This is a genomic window from Haloferax marinisediminis, from assembly GCF_009674585.1.
GTDB lineage: Archaea > Halobacteriota > Halobacteria > Halobacteriales > Haloferacaceae > Haloferax > Haloferax marinisediminis.
Map to the genome: position 1 here is coordinate 140,315 of NZ_WKJP01000005.1, position 21,786 is coordinate 162,100.

At 59.2% G+C, this 21,786-nt stretch carries 14 protein-coding genes and 1 pseudogene; 10 read left to right on the forward strand and 5 right to left on the reverse strand.

Annotated elements, in window-relative coordinates; genetic code table 11:
• The first annotated feature begins 177 nt into the window (after nt 1–177).
• The 4 genes from GJR98_RS16460 (at nt 178) to GJR98_RS16475 (ending at nt 6,258) form a co-directional block, all read left to right on the forward strand.
• Entirely contained in the window at nt 178–1,803 is a 1,626-nt protein-coding gene (locus GJR98_RS16460; protein WP_151139830.1) for an alkaline phosphatase family protein, read from the forward strand.
• An 8-nt stretch (nt 1,804–1,811) separates the two neighbouring features.
• Nucleotides 1,812–2,930, forward strand: a complete 1,119-nt coding sequence (locus GJR98_RS16465) for a GNAT family N-acetyltransferase (protein ID WP_151139831.1) — start codon at nt 1,812–1,814, stop codon at nt 2,928–2,930.
• Between the two features lie 5 nt (nt 2,931–2,935).
• Nucleotides 2,936–3,946, forward strand: coding sequence for a lipid II:glycine glycyltransferase FemX (locus tag GJR98_RS16470; protein ID WP_151139832.1), 1,011 nt, complete (start codon nt 2,936–2,938; stop codon nt 3,944–3,946).
• Between the two features lie 671 nt (nt 3,947–4,617).
• The gene (locus tag GJR98_RS16475; protein WP_151139833.1) at nt 4,618–6,258 is read left to right on the forward strand and encodes a right-handed parallel beta-helix repeat-containing protein; all 1,641 of its coding nucleotides are present in this window, start codon (nt 4,618–4,620) and stop codon (nt 6,256–6,258) included.
• Here GJR98_RS16475 and GJR98_RS16480 read toward each other — a convergent pair.
• From GJR98_RS16480 to GJR98_RS16495, 4 genes are all read right to left on the reverse strand, one after another.
• Nucleotides 6,223–7,524, reverse strand: a complete 1,302-nt coding sequence (locus GJR98_RS16480) for a DegT/DnrJ/EryC1/StrS family aminotransferase (RefSeq protein WP_151139834.1) — start codon at nt 7,522–7,524, stop codon at nt 6,223–6,225. The genes GJR98_RS16475 and GJR98_RS16480 overlap by 36 nt on opposite strands.
• 270 nt (nt 7,525–7,794) lie before the next feature.
• Complete coding sequence (locus GJR98_RS16485; RefSeq protein ID WP_151139835.1) at nt 7,795–9,312, reverse strand: oligosaccharide flippase family protein; 1,518 nt, start codon at nt 9,310–9,312, stop codon at nt 7,795–7,797.
• 207 nt (nt 9,313–9,519) lie between these two features.
• Nucleotides 9,520–10,455, reverse strand: coding sequence for an NAD-dependent epimerase/dehydratase family protein (locus tag GJR98_RS16490; RefSeq protein ID WP_151139836.1), 936 nt, complete (start codon nt 10,453–10,455; stop codon nt 9,520–9,522).
• A 282-nt stretch (nt 10,456–10,737) separates the two neighbouring features.
• Nucleotides 10,738–10,977 (reverse strand): DUF7120 family protein, encoded by a 240-nt coding sequence (locus GJR98_RS16495; protein WP_151139837.1) that lies wholly within the window; start codon nt 10,975–10,977, stop codon nt 10,738–10,740.
• Between the two features lie 244 nt (nt 10,978–11,221).
• On the opposite strand from GJR98_RS16495, the gene GJR98_RS16500 reads away from it, so the two are divergent.
• From GJR98_RS16500 to GJR98_RS16515, 4 genes are all read left to right on the forward strand, one after another.
• Nucleotides 11,222–11,842, forward strand: a complete 621-nt coding sequence (locus tag GJR98_RS16500; protein ID WP_151139838.1) for a hypothetical protein — start codon at nt 11,222–11,224, stop codon at nt 11,840–11,842.
• 128 nt (nt 11,843–11,970) lie between these two features.
• A complete protein-coding gene (locus GJR98_RS16505; RefSeq protein WP_151139839.1) occupies nt 11,971–12,642 on the forward strand; it encodes a hypothetical protein in 672 nt (223 codons plus the stop codon).
• A gap of 249 nt (nt 12,643–12,891) precedes the next feature.
• Nucleotides 12,892–14,901, forward strand: a complete 2,010-nt coding sequence (locus tag GJR98_RS16510; RefSeq protein ID WP_151139840.1) for a hydantoinase/oxoprolinase family protein — start codon at nt 12,892–12,894, stop codon at nt 14,899–14,901.
• Complete coding sequence (locus GJR98_RS16515) at nt 14,898–16,550, forward strand: hydantoinase B/oxoprolinase family protein (protein WP_151139841.1); 1,653 nt, start codon at nt 14,898–14,900, stop codon at nt 16,548–16,550. The genes GJR98_RS16510 and GJR98_RS16515 overlap by 4 nt, the downstream gene beginning before the upstream one ends.
• A gap of 19 nt (nt 16,551–16,569) precedes the next feature.
• On the opposite strand, the gene GJR98_RS16520 is transcribed toward GJR98_RS16515, so the two are convergent.
• Nucleotides 16,570–17,733, reverse strand: a complete 1,164-nt coding sequence (locus tag GJR98_RS16520; RefSeq protein ID WP_151139842.1) for a pyridoxal phosphate-dependent aminotransferase — start codon at nt 17,731–17,733, stop codon at nt 16,570–16,572.
• Between the two features lie 858 nt (nt 17,734–18,591).
• Between GJR98_RS16520 and GJR98_RS16525 the strand changes: the two are divergent.
• Together GJR98_RS16525 and GJR98_RS16530 are read left to right on the forward strand one after the other, a co-directional pair.
• Nucleotides 18,592–20,546: pseudogene (locus tag GJR98_RS16525) on the forward strand (heavy metal translocating P-type ATPase).
• On the forward strand, nt 20,546–21,646 hold the full coding sequence (locus GJR98_RS16530; RefSeq protein WP_151139843.1) for a succinylglutamate desuccinylase/aspartoacylase family protein: 1,101 nt from the start codon (nt 20,546–20,548) through the stop codon (nt 21,644–21,646). The pseudogene GJR98_RS16525 and the gene GJR98_RS16530 overlap by 1 nt, the downstream one beginning before the upstream one ends.
• The last annotated feature ends 140 nt before the right edge of the window (nt 21,647–21,786 follow it).

The following is a 21,786-nucleotide window of genomic DNA, read 5'->3' on the forward strand; positions in this document are numbered from 1 at the left end:
AGTTCTGACTTCTCCTGCAGTAGGAGAGTGAAGAAGCTGGTTCGACGCACTACCATGACATCCGGTTTGTATGCCCTGTTCTTCCCTCGATTCGCGGATAGTACCCAGCAGGTACGGGATTGTTACGACTCATAGGTTCAGTATAACAAAGCACGTTTCAGTGCTGTCTCTATTCATATGGAGGACCGGAAGCAATCTTCGCTCACAACCCTTCTCATCGGTCTCGATGCGGCCTGTCTCGAGGTGCTCGAACCCCTGTTCGAAGCGGATGCACTCCCGAACCTGCAGACGCTCTTCGAAGACGGTGTGTATGCTCCGTTGGAGTCACAGGTTCCTCCATGGACGGCCAGTGCGTGGCCATCGTTGTATACGGGAATGAATCCTGGAAAACACGGAGTTTTCGGATTTCTCTCTTTTGATGGCTACGACGCCGACGTGGTGAACGCCACGGACGTTCGCCAATGGACGCTGTGGGAACTCCTCGATTATCATGGCCTGCGTAGCGTCGTGGTCAACGTTCCCGTGACTGCGCCACCGCGGTCGTTCGACGGTGCGCTCATCCCCGGATACGTCGGGCCAGAAGACCCACCGTGTCACCCTGCGGGTCTCCTCGACGACGTTCGAGAGGAAATTGGAACGTACCGAATCTACCCACACAAGCCAGAGCGCCGTGGCGACGAAGCATACACCGAGCTCGTTCGAATGCGGGGTGAAGCGTTCCGGTACCTCGCAGACCGATTTTCCCCGGATTTCGGATTCGTCGAGTTCCAACAGACGGACACCGTCTTCCACGAACGACCGGACGACCTCGACCTCGTCCGCACTGTCTACGAAGAAGTCGACACCCAAATCGGCTTGATACTCGACTCCACGTCGCCGCAAAACGTCTTCGTGGTCAGTGACCACGGAATGGGCCGGTACGACAAATACGAGTTCCGCGTCAACGAGTTCCTTCGAGACGAAGGCTACGTGTCGGTCCGCCACGGTGGGTCCGGCATGCCCTCGTGGGTCTCGATTCAAAAACGAGGCCTCGAGAAAGGTCAGTTCGAAGCAGAAGAAGACCGTTCGGCAGGGACGCTGAACGCTGCGATGGCAGTCGCCGCTCGATACGGACTGACCACGCAGCGAATCACGAGCGTACTGCGGACGCTTGGCCTCGCCAAGTACGTCGCTCGGTTCGTTCCGACGGACGTCAAGCGTGCTGGAACCACACAGGTGGACTTCCCTTCTTCGCGTGCGTACATGCGCGACCTAATCGAACTCGGAATCAGAATCAATCTCGAAGGACGAGAGCCGTCTGGGACGGTCTCGAAAGACGAGTACGAGGACGTGCGTCGAGAGCTAATCGACGCGCTGAAAGACGTTCGAACGCCGGATGGCGAGGTTCTGTTCGAGGACGTCGCTCCTCGGGAGAAGTACTTCCACGGCCCAGAAGCGCACAACGCGGTCGATATCGTCCTCGTCCCCTCGAACTACGACCACTACCTGAGTGCCCAACTGTACGGTGAGCAGTTCGGCGAACCGACCGAGTCGTGGAACCACAAGCGGTGGGGTGTCGTTGCTGCACACGGTGAGGCAATCGATTCGAGCGCTTCTCTCGAGGGTGCCCACCTGTACGACATCACACCGACGATTCTCGCGACGTACGGACTTCCGCACGACGAACAGATGGACGGAGAACCGCTCCCGGTCGTCTCCGGTGTCGCTCCGACGAGCTACCCCACGTTCGAACCTGTGGAACGAGTCAAAACGAACGACACCGAGGTGGAAGACCGCCTCGCGAACCTTGGATACCTAGAGTAACCCCGCCAATGAGTGAACTACGCGTACACGTATACGATAGCATCGAAGCAGTAAACGAAGGTCAGTGGAACAACGTGGTGACACAGTCTGCACAAGGAAGTGTGTTCCACCGCTACGAGTGGTTGGACGCCATCGAGAAGACGCTCCCGTACACACCACGGCACGTCGCCGTGACGAAAGGCGACAACCCAATCGCCGTCTTCCCGAACTTCGTGACCGACATCGACCTCCCAACCGGTGCAGCGATGGTCGAAAATCTCAGTTTCGTTCCGAACTTCCTGAGCGAGGCAGCGTCGTCTTCACGCTTCTTCGAAGAACAACCCCTCAAGCGGTTGATCTCTGCGACACCGGGATACGGTGGTCCAGTCGTCACCACAGACGAGACAGAGTCACTCGACTTGATGTTCCGCGCACTCTCGCAGGTGAACGGGCGGAACATCCTCTTTCACACCATCAAGGCGAAAGACCCCGAGTACATGCGATACGGGAAGTATCTCTCGAAACTGGGGTACGAGCCCAAACTGACCGACTGTCGGTTCGAACTGAACCTCACCGACGACTGGGACGAAATCCAACGGCGGATGGACAAAGAGCGGCGCAAATCCCTCCGCGACGCACACGAGGCCGACGTCTCGGTCCGTGAGGCCGACTTGACTGCCGACGAACTGGCGACCACACACGCGGCATATCTGAAAAACATGGAGCGCGTCCGCGGGCACACGTACCCGCTTTCGTTCTTCGAGGCCGTCGCGGCAGGACTCCCTGACCGGATGAAGATATTCGTCGCAGAGGTCGGTGACGAAGAGATCGGCCGATACGTCCACTTCCTCGACGACGAGCAAGAGACGATAATCTACTACTTCTCGGCGATTCCCGACGTTTCCAAACTCGACTACTACCCAGCAGAACTCCTCCACGAGTACGCCATCAAGTGGGGGATGGACAACGGCTACCGATACTACGACTTCGGGAGCACTGGGTCGACGTACACTGACGGTATCTTCAAGGCGAAAGAGAAGTACGGTGGACGACCAATCCCGACGCTTCAGTGGGACAAGGGAGAGTCGCCAGGGCTCTGGCAACTGTACAAGTTCGCGAGGTCCACGTACCGAAAATCGGCATACTGAGAACCATGAGCATCGAAATCACCGAAGCAGATTGGGATGATTTCGAAGCGTGGGATAGCTACGTCGAACAGTCGCCGATGGCGAATCTGTTCCACCAAGCCGAAGCGCTTCACATTCAAGAACGCCACTCGAACACGACGCTCCACCCTCTCGTCGGCAAAAAAGGGAACCAGGTGGTGGGGATATTCCCGCTCTTCAAGAAGGATAAGGGACCGTTCTCTGGCGTGTTCTCTCCCCCGCCACCGCTGTGGGTCCCACGACTCGGGCCAGCGATGCTCAACGTAGACGGCCTTCGCCAACGAAAACTGGAGAGCACGGCCAACGGCTTCATCGAGGGCTGTAACTCGTGGATTCGTGAGAACCTCCAACGGAACTACGTACAGATTCGGACGGAAGCGGCCCTGGCCGACGTTCGACCGTTCAAATGGGACGGTGGAGATGTCGTGCCCGAGTACACCTACGTCCTCGACATCACACCCGACGCAGACGACCTCCTGATGACGTTTACCAGCGATGCTCGAAAGAGTATCCGCAACTCGGACACGGAGGGTCTCACCATCGAAGAGGGGACGGTCGACGACGTCGGGCGAATCCTCCAGCAGGTCAAAGATCGATTCGAAGAACAGGGCGAGGCGTTCAACATGCCGATAGACTTCGCCGTCGACCTGTACGAGTCACTCCCAGACGGGCAGATTCGCCCTTACGTCGTTCGCTACGAAGGGACGTTCGTCTCTGGAATGCTCGTCTACGAGTACCGAGACAGGATGTTCCGGTGGCAAGGTGGTGTTCGCCCGGACGTCGACGTTGGGTTCTCCGTGACCGAACTCTTGGACTGGCACATCATCCAAGATGGAAAGTCGAGAGGCGTCACTCACTACGACCTCGTCGGTGCAGGCGACTCGCGACTCAACCGCTACAAGACGAAGTACAACCCCGACTTGGAGCTCTTCTTCAGCGTTCGCTCTGGCTCTCGTGGCATGAAGACTGCCGTGGACCTCTACAAGAACATCCTCTAGCTCCTCGTTTCTGACTCACGACCTCAGCTTTTTCGCGCTTGGTTGCTTACGGCTGCTCCGAAGAATTTGTTCTCCAGCAGTAGCACGACGTAGTTCGAACCGGACAGGGCGTGTTGTGTACTTCGTTGGTAGCCCGCCAGTGTTTGCTGTGGTCGGCTCGTACCTTCTTCGAGCGCTGTCTGTTCTCAGTTCTTGAACATTCCCTCTCAGTGTTCGGACAGGGGCGATGTCGTACCACCTCCTTCGTCTCGAAGCGCGCACACCGTTCGCAGAAAATAGTAGATTAAATGAATGTTTTTCCGGTTTCTCGGGATAATAACCGTCTTAACGTTCTCAGATAGCGACTGACGCTCCGCCGAATTTCGACCCGCATCTGGTCCGCTTCTCCGGTCTCCCCGTGTTCATACTATGCAGACTGTTAACACACATTAATTTGGGCATCTGCCGAATTCCTGTGAGCGCAGTATCATCAAATTACCACAACGAATTCTGGCGCTTCAGGGCTTCTAAAGCCAATAATACTCCGTTAATGGGGTTATTCGACACACATAAAATCGAGAAATCAATATTTGAATAATGTCCAGTTTATTCAGGTTTTTGTGACAATATTCGAATCTTATCGATGATTTAAGGACAAGGTTTATGTCCTAATGCTCATCTTAACCGGACATATGGTACCCGAAAGTAGTGGCAAACAGAATGCTGACGACGACTCCCTCCTGGGTCGACGGACCTACCTGAAACTTGGTGGGGCAACCCTCGCGGCCCTCGCGCTCGGTGCGGGCAGTGCGAGTGCGAAACAGTACCCATACGCTCTCGTCGTCGACGGCACGAACACGTCTGAACCGACGGAGTACGTATTCGAAGTCTCCGACGAGATTCAGAAAGTCTCTGCGGACAGCACTGACTCTTCGTCCGACAGCGTCTCTGGTGGTCGTGTCGAAGGAACTGTCACTGACGGAATCGACGCCTACGAGTTCTCCGGCGAGATTACTGGTTTCCGCTTCGACGGCCCTGCGCTCGTCAAGTACGGAGACAACCCCAAGGACATCGTCGAACACACGATCGAAGTCGTCTCGACCGAGAACCCCTCCGAACTCACCTACGAGTTTACCACGACCGGTGAGGCGACGAAAATCTTCAACGACACGAAGAACTCCGCCGAGGAGAAGAACGACAGCGTCTCGCAGAACTCCGATGGTACGTGGTCTGTACAGGGCTACACGGGCAACGGCTACGGTGACTCCTTCAAGTTCAAGGGCGAAATCACCGAGTTCAGCCCAGCTACCGGCCCGTTCAAGCTGCTCATCGACGGGCAAGAGGTCGACCCGTCCGAGTTCAGCTCTGCACCGGCTGAGCCGACGGACGACGCCACCCCGACCGGCCCCGCAATCGGTGGCGGCGATGGCTACCCCAACACCGTCTCGCCATCTGAGGCAGACTACCTCGTGTCCTCCACTAGCGAGTTAGTCTCTGCTCTCGACAACGCATCGAGCGGCGACGTCGTGTACGTCGAGGGCGGTGCCGAAATCGACGTTGGTGGCCGAGAACTGTCGGTCCCGAGCGGCATCACGCTCGCGTCTGACCGCGGTATCAATGGTGCAGAGGGTGGCCTCATCTACACCAACCGGAACCCGTGGGCGATGCTCGAAGTCCAAGACGACGTCCGCATCACCGGCCTTCAGATCGGTGGCCCGCGCTGGGATTGGGTCGAAGCGGACGACACCGAACTCGGTATCGACGCCCGCGGCCGCAACATCGAAATCGACAACATCAACGGCTATGGCTGGGGTTACGCTGTGGTTCGTACGAACGACGACACGCACATCCACCACTGTCACCTCCACCACAACCCACGGCAGGGCCACGGGTACGGTGTGGCGACTGAGGGCTCCGACAACCCCATCATCGAGTACAACCTCTTCGACCACAACCGCCACAGTGTCCAAGGGAACGGCGGTGGCTACACCATCCGGTACAACCTCGTGAAGGAAGGGGCCATCTCACACGTGTTCGACCAGCACCGGCCAGGTGGTACGACGATGAAGATCTACAACAACACGGTCGAAGTCACTGAGAACGCCTTCGATGGAAACCGAGTCCCCGCCGTGGCGATTCGGGGTGTGCCAGACGACGTCGCGGACATCCGCGACAACTGGTTCTACAACCCAGTCGAACCGCGCGACAGTCCGAGTGGCTGGACGCACGAGTCGATTATCCAGGTCCACACGGACGACTGGCGAAACGTCGAATACAACAACAACCACTACGGTTCGTCAGAACCGTCCTCGGATATCGGTCACCCGAGATAAGACGTACTCAGTACACCTGAAGGCTCTCTCGGGCCGGTAACCATCACCGAAAATGGGTGCGAGTATTCGTTCGTGCCCGACAGACGCTGAGAAGGAGCTCTTCCGACCCGTCGTTGGGTCACCGGAAGTCGCTTCGAGTGTCTGTGTTATTATTTCTGCAAACCTTGGGAGCGACTGCCACGGGACTTGCTGATGGGTTGGGATGATGATAATCGTCTCTCGAAGGCGCGTCGCTTCGGGGAAATCCTCGATGTAGGTCCAATCGTCATCGAGCCCCCAGATGTAGCGTTCTGCAGGGAGCCCCGCCCGTCGAATCGCGTGGTAAACGTCGTTTCGAGTCTCGGGCCCCTGTGGAATCCGAATTGCGACCCCGTACGGGTTCGCCCCTTCGTGGGCCCACGGTGTTAGCACGTGTATCCCGTCGATATCGAGGAGGTGGGTTCGGACCCTGTTGTAGCGTGCTCGTCGTTGGGACCGAATGCGTGGGGGAGAGGCTTCGGTCAGCCCGATTCGTGAGAGCATGCCCGGTGCGACGGGGGGCCAGGCGGAGTCCGGCATGGGGAGGACAGCTGCGAGGTCTTCGTAGAACGGTCGTGGGACTGCTCTTCCATTCAGCCGCCGGAGTGTATTTCGGAGGTTGAGTTGGTTGATGCCCTTCGTCGTCACGAGACGGAGGACTTCTTTCTTTTCCGAGACTGGTTCGGTCGGAGTCGGTAGGGCGAGGTTTCGTGTGACTGCGATGCCTCCAAACGGAGCGGGAAGCGTTTTGTGCGCACAGAATACAGCCGCGTCCCCGGTTGACCCGAGTAGCTTCCCCGTTGCGTCTCTGCTGAACAGGCCTCGCGCACAGTCTTCGATGACGGTGGCACCACTCGCGCTGGCAGCGGTTGCAACGCGCTCGAACGCAGGGTCAGCGAACCCGAGGTAGTGAACGAAGAGGACGACGTCCGGTGTGACTTCGTCGATGAGTGTCTCGATTTTGTTCTCTGGGTACGTGAGATCTTCAGATATCGGATAGTACACGATATCGTAGTCGTGTTCTCGGAACGGCCACACTGCACTTTCAGGGAGATACGCTGGCAGGAGCGCCGTTCCGCTGCTGGCACCGAGTGCGTCGAGAATCGCGTGAAGTCCCGTTCGCGCGTACGCGTACAACTGTGTGTGACCACTCGGAATCCAGTCGCTATCGTGTAACCACGGTGGATGTTGCGGGTCGGGCTTTCCGAGCCATCTGAGTCTGAATTCGGGCTCGAGTGGAATGAACATTGGTACCTACGATCTCCACCATCGCCCAACAGGCTCTCTGCGGGGTCGACCCGAAGAAGTGCTGGGCGTGTACCCGTTCACCACTGTGCAGTTTGCTGTGGGGCCACGGTCAGCGGACAATCGAACGAAGATAGCACTCTGTATGGTATTGTTATACATCGATTTCCTGTGTAAACTGGTCGTCTCGCACGCACTAGTGCCCAGCTTCGAACGCGCTCTCGACTGTTACCGACCGGCGGCGAGTGCAGACCAGACGGTCACTTCGGTCGGTCACCCGTCTATCCACGTCTCGATAGTCTTCGACCACTTTCGGATTGGTGATGGGAACGAATCGAGAATTGCGAGGAGTTCGTCGACGCTCAGGGCACCGGTCCCAATCGCAGCGACGAAGTAGACGGCACCTCCGAGGATGGGAACGACGACGAGCGCGAGCACGTCGCTCGAAATCAGCATATCCATGAGGTAGATAATCGGTGCCGAGACGAGCACAGTCGCACCGATTCGAAGCGCGCGGAAATCGTCGAGTGGGTCGTAGCCGATGTATCTGGCGCTCAGCACGTGGAGGACGAACATCGACCCGTACCCGATACTCGTCGCGACCGCGGCCCCGATGATGCCGTATCGGGGGATGAGGAGGAAGTTCAAGACGAGGTTCAGCAGTGCAGCACCGCCAGTGGCGATGATGAGTGGTTTCAGGTTGCCGTGGCCTTGACTAATCGCGTAGATGGGGCGTGCGATTGCGAATCCGAGTGCGCCCGGGAGGAGGAAGATGAGTGGTGCGACCACGGGTAAGAAGTCGGGACCGAAGTAGTACGGGACGAATCGGTCTGCGAGGATGGCTATTCCGATTGCCATTACGATGGTGAGCAACGCAGTGTACCGGGTGATTCTGGCAGAGATTCGCGAGACTCGTTCGTGTTCACCGCTAGACCACAGACTCGACGTCGAGTGGAGGAGCAGTGATTGGAGGACGATTGGGACGAACCACATGTACTCGGCGAGCGCCAGTGCCGCTTTGTAGTATCCCGTCTCGTCGTTCCCGAGGAACATCCGAATCATGATGACGTCGATGTGGTACAACGACATCACCAGCAAGACGAGCGCGATGTTGAGGACGTTGAACGTGAGCAGTTGGCGTTCGGAGAGTTTCGTCGTGACGGTTCCGACGACCGTCCGTAACGGCACGTACCGGTTGATAATCACCAATCCGAGGACTGCAGCGACCACGTCGCCGATGATATTCCCGAGGAGGAACCCGGCCACACCACCGCTGAAATACACGCCGAGTGCGAGTCCGATTCCGATCCAGAGAACCTTGTTCAGCACGGCAATCGGTTCAGAGAACTGTTCGAGGCTGAGTCCCAACAGCGTCCGATTGGTGAAGGCGCGGAACTGCGCCGCGATGACGAACACTGCGAGGAGGTAGAAGTAGATGACGTAGTCGGGCCCGAACAGTTGGTCGATGAATCCGGACCCTGTCACAGCGACGAGGGCAAGCGACCCGACTGCCGCAAGTACGGCCGCGAGTTTGAAATAGAACCAGATAACGCTGGCTTCCCAGTCGGCGTCGTCTCGATCTTCGGCGACGAACTTCTGGACGCCGCCGGTCACGCCAGAACTGATGAAGATCATCAGCAGCGAGAACACCGACAGCAAGAACGCGAAGTCACCGTAGCCACTTGGCCCAAGCACCCGAACGATGAGTGGAAGCGTCGCGATGGAGAGCACCGAGGTGGCGACTTTCGCACTGAATATGGACACGAACCCCTTCATCAGGGACCGGCTCATCGCACGCTCACCGCCCGGCTATTCGTGTTCACGTGTGACTGGGCCTGTTCGTGAGCGGCACACGAGCGCTTCGTACCAGTGATTCCGACGACGCTCTCTCGCTGCCGCCTCTGAGTCATTTCCGTTCACCAGTAAGAAGGTCAGTGCAGGTTTTGTTATGCTTCGAATAGCCTGTGTTTCGACCGACAATAGCCGATTTCGCGCTCGTCAGGCGTAGCGTTCCGTCCGTTCATCCACGAGTCGTTCGAGACCAGTTCGAAGCGACATCGTCGGTTCGAACCCCAAGGAGTGCTGTGCACGCGAGATGTCTGCCTCGCTCTCGTCGATATCTCCCGGCTGTGCTGGTTCGAACTGAATCGGCGAGGTGCTTTCGGTGAGTTCGACGATCGTCTCTGCGAGTTCGCGGATGGTGATACACTCCCCAGTCGCGACGTTGTACGACCCGCCGACGTTGCTGGTCGTCGCTGCCAGCAGGTTCGCCTGAACGACGTCGTCGACGTGGACGAAGTCACGGGTCTGAGTTCCGTCGCCAAATATCACGAGTGGGTCGCCGTCGAGTGCACGCCGGACGAACGTGTCGATGACACCACTGTACTGGCTCTGTTCTCCTCGTCGGCCGTACACGTTGAAATACCTGAGTGCGACCGTCTCGACACCGTAGAGGTCGTGATAGAGCGTCGTGTATCGGTCGAGTGCGAGTTTTTGCAGTCCGTACGGCGAAGTCGGTCTGAGCGGGTCGTCTTCGGTGATGGGAACACGAGTTGGCTGGCCGTACACTGCCGCACTGGAGGCGACGACCACGCGCGCGTCTTCGTCTCGTGCCCGGTCGAGGATGGAGAGCCCACCGTCACAGTTCACTTCGTGTGTCTGGAATGGCTGTTCGACCGACGCACCGACGTCGACGATTGCTGCTTCGTGGAAGATGACGTCGACGTCCTCAGTCGCTTTCTCGACTATGTCTTCGTCGAGGATACTCCCCTCGATGAGGGTGACGCCACTCGGCAGGTTGCTCCGAGTGCCACTGGTGAGGTCGTCGAGAACGCGAACGTCGTTGGTTCGATGGAGGACGTCGGCGAGGTGGCTGCCGATAAACCCCGCACCTCCCGTGATAAGCACTGTCTGCCCCGAAAGCGGTGAACTCATTGTCGAATGATAGTGGGCATGCAAGAAAGTTGTACACCGACAAACACGGCTAGTTCACAGTTACTCGCGTGCGTGTGTCGGGTCTCTCCAGTGTCCGACCGAGTGTGCAGCAAACGTTCAGGTAAATGAGAACTTAACGGTACGAAATCACCCAACGAGCAGTCTCACATTACGCCTTCAGACTGCTCTACGAGACGCCGTGGGTCTGTACGTTTGTCGTCGTATTCGTGAGCGTCGGCAGGCTTCGAAAAAGCGGGGACGCGTGGACGTTGGTCCCGTCTCTTAGAGCACGTCGTCGTCGAGACCACCGGGGTCGCCAGCGGTGTCGAACAGGTTGTTCTGGGCGCTCTGGACGAAGTCCGACTGGACACCGCCCTCGTCCTGAACAGGGGCGCCGTAGGCGTCCATCCCCATCGAGAGGAGTTCTTCGACTGCCTGTTCTTCGCTGATGAACTCTTCGTCGACCAGTTGTTCGAATTCTACGAGCAGTTCGTCCGGGAGGTTGACTTCAACGACGGGCATACACCGGGGTTCGTGCTCAATGTACTTGAGCAACCGGGTGTGCGTGCTCCATGTGTCGGTGAGACACTGCGGAGAGACAGCGCGCAACGGTGGTTCGGTCCCGTTGGCGTTCGTCTCCGTAACCGCGTGTATTATGCACTCCCATTGGGACTGTCAGCGTACGCGACTGTGTTCGATGTAACACTCGACCACGAAACTTCCACCGAGGAACTGGACCACGGAACTACCACCAGAGGACTACGACGTGACACGGGACACAGACGAGAGAGCAGACGACGCCTCCGGTCTCACCTCGGGGGGTGAGTTAGGATGGCTCCCCGAGCGAATCGAACTGCCGAGCGGCGAGTGGGTCATCTACCCGCCGGGGGAACCTCGCCCTGCGAACTTTGCGCTTCGATTCGAGAAGGCAGTCCCGGGGGTCCTCGTCGGCACCGAGTCGGGTGACGCACCCGGCGTCCACGTCCTCCCGCATCCCGGTGGACTCTCTCTTTCTGCCCGGTTCGGTGGTATCGTCGACGACTCGGTTCGTGAGTTCGAGACGCCACAGTCCGAGGAGGAAAGAGCGAGGGTCGAAGCCTGGGTCCAACGGTGGATACACCGCATCGACGACCGAGCGGAACGAGCACGTATCGACTCGGCGTGTGCTCCGGTCCCGAATGCGGGGAGTCGGGTCGCGGGAGCACTGTTCGAACACTTCGGGAGCGCCGACGCTGTTGCAGCGGTCGTCGTCGAAGGTGACACTGCCGCACTCCGTGAGGTTCCCGGTGTCGCCGAGCAGACGGCGACCGACCTCGTCGTTCACTACGGGAGTGACACGGAGTGGGAGTACTACCGCCAACGACACAACCGCGACGCGACTCCCTGAGTGCGTATCCATCCGTCAGAGACGTTCTGTCCACTCGCTGCGTCCACTCTCGGAGCGTGTGAGCGCGTGACTCAAACGAGTATTTGTCTCTCACGTAGGGTTATTTTCTCACCCGACCAGATACTGGTATGTCCCCAACACGCCGGTCGGTCGTTCGCACATCTGCCCTCTTGTCTCTCGGCCTCGTCGCTGGATGTCTCGGGACTGGTGGTGGCAGTGGTTCGGACGACGACACGACCGATATGGACGACACACCGTCCGACTTCCCGACAGACTCTTCTGACCCCTCGGGTGGAACGCGGCCTTCGGGTGGGCCGGGAATCACGCTGACTAGCGTCGACTCGTCTCCCGATATTCCGCTCGAACCGATGGTCGAGGTGAGCGAGGCCGTCGCGACAGACGAACGCCCACCGCAACTTCGAATCACGCTCACCAACACGAGCGACGAGACTGTCGAAGTCGGCGAGGGCCGTGCAATCTTCTTCGAGTACGTCACCGACACCTCGAACGACCTCATCTTCCTCCCGGCAGGACAGGAGTACCCTGCCGAAGCAGGGTGCTGGCGACTCTCCGACCCCATCGCCGTCACAGAGGAGTACCGAATCGAGTCGTTCGACCCCGGCGAGTCGCGGTCGAAACTGGTCGACCTCTACGGGGCGACGAAGCAAGACGGCGACGAGGAGACGTGTCTCCCGGTCGGTGAGTTCCGTTTCGAATCGACGTTCACCGTCGGCGGACTCTCCGGCGGTGAAGAGGACCGAAAGACGGCGAAATGGGGCTTCTCACTGTCTCTCGAGTAAGATACGAGGTGGTCGCCAGCGTCCAACGCCAACACAAACAGCGGTTCCCAACAGACCGAGAACGCGCCACCTCTTGCTGTGCGACCCTGTGACAAATGCATAAGTCTCCCTCCGAGCGTAGGGTGTGTATGGTCGCCAATCGATGCCGGACCGGTTCGCCCATCTCACTCACTTTGCTCACCCCGCTCATTTCGCCGACCTCTGTGCTTGCACACCTTCGACGACCACGCTCGCTGGGAAACGTCTCGAATGAGTGACGAGGTTCGCCTCGGCGTCGATGTCGGCGGAACGTTCACCGACGTTGCGCTGTTGACAGACGGTTCCGAACTCGTCACGGCGAAAGTTCCCACAACAGACGACCAGAGCGCCGGCGTCATCGACGGAATCGAGAAGGCGTGCGACCAGGCAGGAATCGCTCCGAGCGACGTCGACGTGTTCACACACGCGATGACCGTCTCGGTCAATGCCTTACTCGAAGACGCCGGCGCCAAGACTGCGCTCGTCACCACCGAGGGATTCCGTGACGTCCTCGAAATCGGACGCCAAGCACGACCCTCGCTGTACGATACCCGCGTCGACAAACCCGCCCCGCTCGTCCCACGCCGCCGACGATTCGAGGTCGCTGAACGAGCAACCGTCGACGGTATTCAGCGCTCAGTCGACGAACAGCAGGTTCGCGAACTCGCTGCGGACATCCGGGAGTGCGGTGCTGAAAGCGTCGCGGTGTGTTTCCTCCACGCGTATCTGTACCCCGACAACGAACGAACTGCCGCCGGTATTCTCCGTGACCTGCTCGACGTTCCAGTCTCGACGTCGCACGAGGTTCTCGCCGAGTTCCGTGAGTACGAACGGACCTCGACGACCGTCGTCGACGCCTACGTGACGCCCACCATCGACGCCTATCTCGGCCGACTCGAATCGCGTGCCGACTCGCTCGGCATCCCGTCGCCTCGAATCATGCAAGCGAACGGCGGCCTCGCTCCGGCGGCAACCGTCCGAAAACACGCCGTCACGACAACCATGTCTGGCCCCGCCGCAGGTGTCGTCGGTGCCGCTGAAACGGCCACCGACGACGAACTCGATGGTTTCGTCACGTTCGACATGGGTGGGACGTCCACTGACGTGAGTCTCGTCCGCGACGGCGAGGTTGCACAGACGACCGACGCGGAAATCAACGGACGGCCTATCAAGACGCCCATGGTCGACGTCGAGACAGTCGGCTCCGGTGGGGGGTCTATCGCGTGGGTCGATTCCGGCGGTGCGCTCCGCGTCGGCCCTCGGTCCTCCGGTGCCCAACCGGGTCCAGCATGCTACGGACGCGGTGGGACAGACCCGACGGTTACAGATGCGAACGTCGTCCTCGGATACATCGGTGGAAGCTCAGCACTCGGCGGAGAACTCTCGTTGGACGAATCCGCGGCGGCAGACGCACTCGACTCGCTCGCCGCCGACGCAGAACTCGACGATGCGCTTGACGCGGCGCGTGGTGTGTTCCGTGTCGCAAACGCCAATATGGCACGTGCAATTCGGTCGGTGACGGTCGAACGTGGCCTGGACCCGCGTGGGTTTGGACTGGTTGCGTTCGGTGGTGCTGGCCCGATGCACGCCGCGACGCTCGCCGAGAGTCTCGGTATCGACACCGTCGTCGTTCCGTATGCGTGCGGCGTCCTCTCGGCGTACGGATTGCTCACGGCCGACGAAAAACACGACTCAGTGCAGACGGTTCGGAGCGTCCTCGACTCGCTCGACACTGCGACAATCGAGGCTTCCTACGACCGACTTGCGGCCGACGTTCTCGCGGACGTCGAATCTCCAGCGTCTGCGACCATCCAGCGCGCTGCTGACCTCAGGTACGTCGGACAGAGTTTCGAGTTGACCGTTCCGGTCGACGCTGAGTTCGACGGTGATGATGTCGAGCGACGGTTCCACGAGGCCCACGAGCGGGCGTACGGCTACCAGCTGTCCGACCCAGTCGAACTCGTCAACGTTCGAGCGACTGCTGTCGTCGAACGCGACTCCCCGGAGGTTACCTATCGTGGCGGCACAGGTACTGTCCGTGAGACTCGACCGGCGTTTTTCGGGACGGAGTTCCACGAGACGCCGGTGTACGACCGTGAGTCACTTTTGCCGGGATTCGACGTCACGGGGCCGTCGGTTCTCGAACAGGACGAAAGTACGGTCGTTGTCCCACCAGCGTGGCGTGGGACTGTCCGTTCAGACGGGTCGCTCGTCGTGACCCGAGGAGGTGGCGACGAATGAGCAGCATCGACGCCATCTCGCTCGAAATCATGCGAAATCAGTTCGAGAGCATCGCGGACGAGATGGGACAGGTCCTCATCACGTCGTCGTACTCACCGAACATCAAGGAGCGTCGCGACTGCTCGACGGCGCTGTTCGACGCCGACGGCCGACTCGTCGCACAGGCTGAACACATCCCGGTTCACCTCGGGGCCATGCCCGAGGCAGTGAAGACGGTCCTCGAATACGACCCCGAACCCGGCGACGTGTTCGTTCTCAACGACCCGTTCGACGGTGGAACGCACCTACCGGACGTCACGATGGTCTCACCGCTCACGGTCGACGGCGAGATTCTCGGCTACGCCGTCTCGCGAGCACACCACGCCGACGTGGGTGGAATGACGCCCGGGAGTATGCCCGCGGGTGCGCGTGAAATCTATCAAGAAGGCCTCCGAATCCCGCCGGTTCGACTCGTCAGAGGCGGTGAGATAGCCGACGACGTGATGGCGCTCTTCTTGGCGAACGTTCGCAATCCTGACGAACGCCGTGCCGACGTTCGGGCGCAACTCGCGGCAAACGACCGCGCCGCAGAACGACTCGGTGACCTCGTCGACGAACACGGCGTCCCACAGGTTCTCGATGCCTTCGACGCAGTCATCGACTACTCACGAACCCGTGTCACTGCGGAACTGCGGGAACTCCCGGATGGGTCGTACCACGCCCGCGACGTGCTCGAAGGCGATGGCGTCACCGACGAGGATATCCCAATCGAAGCCACCGTCTCCGTCTCTGGAGAGTCGATACACGTCGACTTCGACGGGACGGCACCACAGGTCGCTGGCAACGTCAACGCACCGTTGGCGGTGGCGAAGAGCGCGGTGTACTTCGTCGTCCGCTGCGTGACCGACCCCGAAATCCCGCCCAATCAGGGCTGTTACGACCCTATCGAGGTGACCGTTCCCGAAGGGTCGCTCTTGAACCCACGGCCCCCGGCAGCGGTCGTCGGCGGAAACGTCGAGACGAGCCAACGGGTGACCGATGTCGTCTTTTCTGCCCTCGCGAAGGCAGCGCCAGAACGTGTTCCCGCGCAAGGACAGGGGACGATGAACAACCTCACGATTGGCAGTCGCTCCGGTGGTGCAGGCGGGTTCACGTACTACGAAACTATCGGGGGTGGGTTCGGAGGCCGAGCGAGTGGCGACGGCATGGACGGCGTACAGGTCGGCATGACCAACACGCTCAACACACCCATCGAAGCACTCGAAGCCGAGTATCCGATGCTGGTCGAAGCGTACAGTCTTCGGGAGAACAGCGGCGGGCGCGGAACGTACCGTGGTGGACTGGGTATCGTCCGCTCACTCACCGTTCAGACGGATGCGACAGTCTCGCTCTTGACTGAACGCCGCCGTGTCGCACCGAAAGGACTCGCCGGAGGAGAAGACGGGACGGTCGGGAAGAACGTCATCGACGTTCCCGCCTCGACAGACGACGAACAGGGTGATTCCGGTGCGACAGAGACTGCTGGGGTCGTTCCAGCGAAAATCACCCGTGACGTGCCTGCAGGCACGAGGGTGACTGTCTACACTCCCGGCGGTGGTGGCTATGGTGACCCAGCAGACCGTTCACGGGAAGCCATCGAGCGAGACGTCGCCGACGAGAAGATGGACTGAGGTTACAGATGAACTGAGGTTACCAGAACCGGTTCTCGTCGAGACGAGTGAGCGCCGCTTCGATTGTGGGTTCGTTACGAGAGAACGTGAATCGAACCCAGTCCGCAGTCCCTTCGGTGTAGAAACTGCTTCCGGGGACGGTTGCGACGCCAGCTTCACGGATGAGTCGGAGGCTGAATTCGGTGTCGTCTACGTCGCCCGGATAGCGGGTGAGCATGTAGTAGGCACCGTCCGGTTTGACGGGGTCTAAGCCGACGTCTCGAAGTCCGTCGTAGAGGATGTCACGGCGACGTTCGTACGATGCAGCGAGGTCCGTGTAGTAGTCGTCGGGGAGAGAAAGCGCCTCGACGCCCGCCTTCTGGAAGGGTGTCGGCGCACAGATGCTCGTATAGTCGTGGACTTTGCGGAGTTCGGCAGAGAGTGGCTCGGGTGCGAGGGCGAACCCGACGCGCCACCCAGTCACGGAGTACGTTTTCGACATCCCCGTACAGACGACAGTGCGGCCAGCGAGGCCGTCGATTTCCACGGGACTCACGTAGTCGTCTGTGTAGACGATGTGTTCGTAAATCTCGTCGGTGACGACGATGAGGTCTTCTTCGGCCGCAACGTCCGCGACGAATTCGAGTTCGCTGGGCGTGAAGACGTTCCCCGTCGGGTTGTGTGGGTGATTGAGGATGAGAATGGACGCGTCTGCAGCAGCCTCTTTGAGCGAATCTGCGTCGATTTCGAGGCCGTCCGTAATGTCGAGTGGAATCGGGCGACCGCCCGCGAATTGGACGGCAGGAATGTAGCTCTCGTAGGTTGGCTCGAAGTAGATGACGCCGTCACCGGGGTCACAGAGTGCGAGGAGCGTCGAGACCACCGCTTCACTCGTTCCGGTGGTGACGGTGACTTCTGTCTCTGGGTCGTAGGAGACGCCCTTCCAGTCGGCGTAGCGTTCTGCTATCGTCTCGCGGAGTTCCGGAAGTCCCCACGTAATCGTGTACTGACTCGACGTGTCGATCGCGTCCTTCGCGGCCTGTTTCACGCGCGGCGGGGTTTCGTCTTCGTCGGGAATCCCCTGCGACAGGTTGATTGCGTCGTGTCTGTGGGCTTCGCGCGTCATCTCCCGGATGACAGACTCACGCATCCCATCGACACGTTCGCTCCCGACCGGTCTGGAGAACGGAGACGGAGTTGGCATACGTGGTCTGCGTCTGTCTGCCACATGAATCTTGGCGGGAATTCGTCTGTTATCGCCCCCAGTTGACGGGGAACGGTGTGTCCTCTGTTCGGGAGGAACCAGAAGCACGAGTCGTTCACAAATTCAGTGTGCAGTCAGAGAGTAGTTGACTACTACCAGTTATCCCACAACGGGTCTGTCTCTTTCCTCGTCTTTCTCACACAGGTGCGATACAATACCTCCAAGTGAGAACACAAAGACGCACTCGACTTTGTTTTTGAAAGTATCTGTGTCTCACAGTCACTGAATCGAAGCAAAAAACGGCATAAGAATAGCCATCGTATGTTCAGATGTATGTCAACGACCATCCGGGTTGAGGAAATGGGCTGGGAACATCGAGCACAATGGCGACGCCGATCCACAGCTCTCGTCGAGGCCGTCGAAGGCGTAGAATAGTCAGCACAGTCCTCAAACGGACTCGTCGGGCGGACAGTGACGGACTGAGATACCATTCTTCGCTTGGATGTGTGCTCGCCAACTACCGGTCACACTCTCTGCTCGAACAAGCCCGTGTGGGTTGATAACAAGAGACAATATATGAACGACACTAACCACGACCACTCGAACGGACCACCACATCCGGAACGAGAACACCACCACGAGAGTACCGAGCAAATCCACGAAGAGGGTGCTGAACACGTGCACCGGTCAACGGAGAAACACGCACACAGCGACCACATACAAGACGAACACCGAGAACACGAAGAACCGACACACGACTCCCACAGAGTGCATCCAGAACACGAAACGCACGTCCCTGAAATGCACGAACACGGAGACGACCACAGGGCACACACCGACCACACCGGACACGAGCAGATGTTCAGACGGAGGTTCTGGGTCTCGCTCGCTCTCTCGATTCCAGTCATCTATTTCAGCGAGTTCATTCAGGATGTCTTCGGGTACACCGCGCCCACGTTTCCGGGGAGTGTTTGGATTACGCCAGTTCTGTCGGTAGTTATCTTCGTATACGGTGGCCTCCCGTTCCTCTCGATGGCCCGGACGGAACTCAGAAACCGTGAACCGGGGATGATGATGCTCATCTCATTGGCGATCACTGTCGCGTTCGTCTACTCTCTGGCCAGTCTGTTCATCGAAGGGACGACGCCATTCTTCTGGGAACTGGTCACGCTTATCGACATCATGCTGTTGGGCCACTGGATGGAGATGCGCTCTGTTCGACAGGCCTCGGGTGCACTCGACGAGTTGGCGAAACTCATGCCAGATACTGCTGAGCGGATTACTGAACGTGGTGACACCGAAGAAACTCCCGTTTCAGAACTCGTCGAGGATGACCTCGTACTCGTTCGACCGGGTGCGTCTGTCCCCGCTGACGGTGAAGTCGTCGAAGGGGACTCATCAGTAGACGAGTCGATGATTACCGGAGAATCACGACCGGTCGATAAGGAGCCCGGTGCGGCGGTCATCGCAGGGACAGTCAATCAAGACGGGAGTCTCCGGGTCCGCGTGACGAAGACCGGTGACGAGACGGCCTTGGCGGGAATCATGCGTCTCGTCGAGGAGGCCCAACAGTCGAAGTCACGAACGCAGTTACTCGCTGACAAAGCAGCTGGATGGCTCTTCTACATCGCACTCGCAGTCGCGGGAATTACGGCTATCGCGTGGACCGTCGCGATCGGATTCAACATCAACGTCCTCGAACGCGCAGTCACAGTTCTCGTCATCGCCTGCCCGCACGCACTCGGTCTCGCAGTCCCGTTGGTCGTCGCCATCAACACGTCGACGGCTGCCCAGAATGGAATGCTCATCCGCGACCGAATCGCCATGGAGGAAGCCCGAAACCTGGACATCGTGATGTTCGACAAGACTGGGACCCTCACCAAAGGTGAACAGGGACTCGTCGGCGTCGAGATTGCGGGCGACTGGGACGAACAACGAGTGTTCGCAGTCGCCTCTGGTGTCGAAGGCGACTCGGAACACATGATTGCTCGCGCCATCAGAAACGCCGCAGAAGAACGTGGCATCCCACGAGCGAGTGTCTCGAACTTCGAGAACCTCCGTGGCCTCGGGGTTAAGGCTACTGTGGACGGCTCGACAGTTCATATCGGCGGGCCGAACCTCATCGAGACGCTCGGCATCGAACGCTCAGCGGACGTTGCAGCCTTCGCATCTGAAGCGGGAGCGAATGCCCAATCTGTCGTCTATCTCGTTCGGGATGAGTCCGACATCGTTGCCGCGTTCGCGCTCGCAGACGTCATCCGCGACGAGAGTCGTCGAGCCATCGATGCGCTGCACGAGATGGGTATCGAGGTAGCGATGCTGACGGGAGACTCTGAAGACGTCGCTCGTTCCGTCGCCGAAGAACTCGGAATAGACCAGTACTTCGCGGAGGTGCTGCCCGAAGACAAAGACACGAAAGTCGCACAGCTCCAGTCCGAAGGAAAACTGGTCGCCATGGTCGGTGACGGCGTCAACGACGCTCCGGCACTCACCAGGGCTGACGTCGGCATCGCAATCGGGTCGGGGACGGACGTCGCAATCGAGTCCGGCGATATCATCCTCGTCGACAACAACCCATTGGACGTCGTCCGCCTCATCAAGCTCTCGAAGGCGAGCTACCGGAAGATGCAGGAGAACCTCGTCTGGGCGACCGGATACAACGTCTTCGCGCTCCCACTCGCAGCAGGCGTGCTCGCCCCATCGGCATCCTCCTGTCGCCGGCCATCGGCGCGGTGTTCATGTCGCTTTCGACTATCATCGTCGCAGTGAACGCCCGCCGACTCAAGGGGGTCGACCTCTCGGTGACCCGATAATGTTCCGAGAGGACGCTCACTTCGGTGGGCATGTCATCACCCCCGGTGAGAGGCGAACCTTCCGCTTCGAATGCGGCGAGACGTATCACGGCGACTCGCTTGAGATTCCAGTCACTGTCATCAACGGTGAGTTCGAGGGGCCAACAGTCTTCTTGACTGCTGCTGTTCACGGTGACGAACTCAATGGCGTCAAAATCGTGCAGGAGGTGGCACGACAGTACGACCCCGAAGATATCCACGGAACGCTCGTCTGCCTCCACGTGTTGAACGTGCCGGGGTTTCTCGCCCAGCAACGATACGTTCCAATCTACGACGAGGATCTTAACCGGTCGTTCCCGGGAGGTCCTCACGGGACGCTAGCCAGCAGGCTTGCGAACATGGTTTACACAGAATTCATCTCGAACTGTGACCTCGGCATCGACTTCCACACCTCGACGCGCAACCGAGCGACGATGTACCACGTCCGTGCCGACATGCGCGACCCGGACGTCGAGCGGGTGGCTCGAGCATTCGGCACAAGTGTTATTCTCGATGGCAAGGGTTCGGTCGGAACGCTCCGGAGAGCGGCATGCAGGGACGGCATTCCGACAGTCACAGTGGAGATGGGGCGTGCACACCGGTTCCAGACGGCTCACCTCGATCGGGCTCTACACTGCGTAGCAAGCGTGCTCGCAGAACACGAGGTCCTCCCCGACCGACCAGTTTCGTGGCCCGGATGGACTCGTGTGGTCGCCCGTGGTGGCGAAAAGAGGTGGCTCCGCGCAGAAACCGCTGGGCTCGTCGAAATGAAGTGGGGGCCGCATCCGCTCGTCGAAGAGGGCGAGCCCCTGTTCGTCGTCTCCGACCACTTCAAAGACGACGTGGAGGTGGTTCGTGCACCATCTACTGGCCTGGTCGTCGGTGTTCTCGAAAACGCAGTCGCGTATCCGGGCCACCCGCTGTGTCATTTCGTGACTGTCGACGAACGAACCGCCGATATCATCCGCGAAGACATTCAGCGCGGTGTGTTCGACATCTACCGTGAAGGGGGCTTTCAGTGGCCAGAGCCTCGATGGTACGCTGAACATCGTAGTAGCCCAGCCCGTAACACGAGTACATAGAATGGTCTCATCGTGATTTCTGTACCGAAGTGGAGTGACGAACCCCTACGCGGTACTCTCCCTTCACGAAACGGTCGGGGTAGTTAACCGATACAAGCGTTATTGACCGACCGTTACGAGCGACCAGTGAATTTCATTCT

Coding starts and splice junctions, on each gene's coding strand:
- GJR98_RS16475 (WP_151139833.1), top strand. CDS start 4,618: ATGGTACCCGAAAGTAGTGGCAAACAGAATGCTGACGACGACTCCCTC.
- GJR98_RS16465 (WP_151139831.1), top strand. CDS start 1,812: ATGAGTGAACTACGCGTACACGTATACGATAGCATCGAAGCAGTAAAC.
- GJR98_RS16515 (WP_151139841.1), top strand. CDS start 14,898: ATGAGCAGCATCGACGCCATCTCGCTCGAAATCATGCGAAATCAGTTC.
- GJR98_RS16480 (WP_151139834.1), bottom strand. CDS start 7,524: ATGTTCATTCCACTCGAGCCCGAATTCAGACTCAGATGGCTCGGAAAG.
- GJR98_RS16520 (WP_151139842.1), bottom strand. CDS start 17,733: ATGCCAACTCCGTCTCCGTTCTCCAGACCGGTCGGGAGCGAACGTGTC.
- GJR98_RS16510 (WP_151139840.1), top strand. CDS start 12,892: ATGAGTGACGAGGTTCGCCTCGGCGTCGATGTCGGCGGAACGTTCACC.
- GJR98_RS16470 (WP_151139832.1), top strand. CDS start 2,936: ATGAGCATCGAAATCACCGAAGCAGATTGGGATGATTTCGAAGCGTGG.
- GJR98_RS16505 (WP_151139839.1), top strand. CDS start 11,971: ATGTCCCCAACACGCCGGTCGGTCGTTCGCACATCTGCCCTCTTGTCT.
- GJR98_RS16530 (WP_151139843.1), top strand. CDS start 20,546: ATGTTCCGAGAGGACGCTCACTTCGGTGGGCATGTCATCACCCCCGGT.
- GJR98_RS16490 (WP_151139836.1), bottom strand. CDS start 10,455: ATGAGTTCACCGCTTTCGGGGCAGACAGTGCTTATCACGGGAGGTGCG.
- GJR98_RS16495 (WP_151139837.1), bottom strand. CDS start 10,977: ATGCCCGTCGTTGAAGTCAACCTCCCGGACGAACTGCTCGTAGAATTC.
- GJR98_RS16485 (WP_151139835.1), bottom strand. CDS start 9,312: ATGAGCCGGTCCCTGATGAAGGGGTTCGTGTCCATATTCAGTGCGAAA.
- GJR98_RS16460 (WP_151139830.1), top strand. CDS start 178: ATGGAGGACCGGAAGCAATCTTCGCTCACAACCCTTCTCATCGGTCTC.